The organism is Deltaproteobacteria bacterium, from assembly GCA_011773515.1.
Taxonomy (GTDB): Bacteria; Desulfobacterota; Deferrimicrobia; order J040; family J040; genus WVXK01.
In genome coordinates this window covers 1-1,337 of sequence record WVXK01000017.1, presented here as the reverse complement: position 1 = coordinate 1,337, position 1,337 = coordinate 1, and the positions used below count along the sequence as shown (strand labels likewise).

The window sequence follows — 1,337 nt, the reverse complement described above, 5'->3', positions numbered from 1 at the left end:
TGCCACGCTTTCCCCCCTGCGACGAACGCCCACGACAAGCACGTGAACACGGTGGGCCTTGAGTGCAGCAGCTGCCACGGTCCGAACCCGGGGGTCGGCCCGACGCACAACGAGAACAATGTTACAGGCGGTGCCGATTACGCCTCACGTACCCTCTCAGACATCCGCCAGGAGGTGGACATAGCCTTTGACACGTTCAACCCCAACGGCGCGTACGACCAGGCGAAGGGTTCCCGTTCCGGCAACGGCGACGGCACCTGCAGCTCTCTGTACTGCCACGCCGACGACACGACGGTCCAGGGCAACGGCTCCCAGTTCCCCGCGGCTTCCCAGGGTTCCAAGACTCAACCCATGTGGAACAGGACTGACGCCCTGCTGGGGCCGGGACTGGGAGATGGCGCCTGCGGCACGTGCCACGGCGCCACCGCTGCCGCCCCTCCGGGGAGCTTTGCCCACGGCACGCACGCGGGCAGCGCCGCGGGGTATTCCTTCACCTGCAACATCTGCCACGTGAACACCACGGCCGACGGCTCCACGATTGCCAGTTACACCTACCACGTGAACAAGGAGGCGGACGTTGCCTTCGACGCTTTAGACAACCGCCTTGACGGCGGCTCGGCCTACGGCGGTACGGTGACGGTTGGCGACGCTGCCGCCGATGCCGGCGACAGCTGTTCCGCCACCTACTGCCACAGCCCCGGCAACGATGCGGCTGCCCCCTTCGGCCAGGCTCCTGCCCAGGTCCTTGAATGGAATGGGACTTCCGATTGTTTCAGCTGCCATGGTGTTTATGACATAGTTACTCCCGCCAACAACACCCCCATGCCGAGTTACACCGACAGGCTGGATATCGATGGTGTTCCCAAGGGCAACAAGCACCAGAAACACGTGAAGACGAACGGTTTCGGCTGCGAGGTGTGCCACTATCCCACCACGACGGACGGGAGCACGATTGCGAACCGCGCCAACCACGTGGACTTTGCCTACACCGTTGATGACGACCCGGCGAACGACCCCCACCTCGGAGACCTTGCCTATTCCGCGGGCACCTGTTCGACCACGAACTGCCACGGAGGCAACAGCTATGCCGCCCCCGGCGACGAGCTCGACTGGTCCCGCGACGTGGTTGCCAGCGGTGCGATTACCTGCGATTACTGTCATGCCATGGTTGACGGTGCGAAGGCGGGCGTTACCGACGTGAACAACTTCAGCTTCGGCGACTGGATCCAGACGAAGATCAACGACGTTCCCACGACGGGCGAGTTTACCGCGTCTGGCCACGGTGGCAAGGGCATTGCCTGTACCGACTGCCACGACAGCCTCAACACGGAGCACGA

At 63.7% G+C, this 1,337-nt stretch carries 1 protein-coding gene; it reads left to right on the top strand.

Annotated features, from left to right (window positions below; translation table 11 throughout):
- Positions 1–1,337, top strand: a 1,337-nt coding sequence (locus GTN70_02360) for a CxxxxCH/CxxCH domain-containing protein (GenBank protein ID NIO15835.1), incomplete at both ends; no start/stop codon positions are given.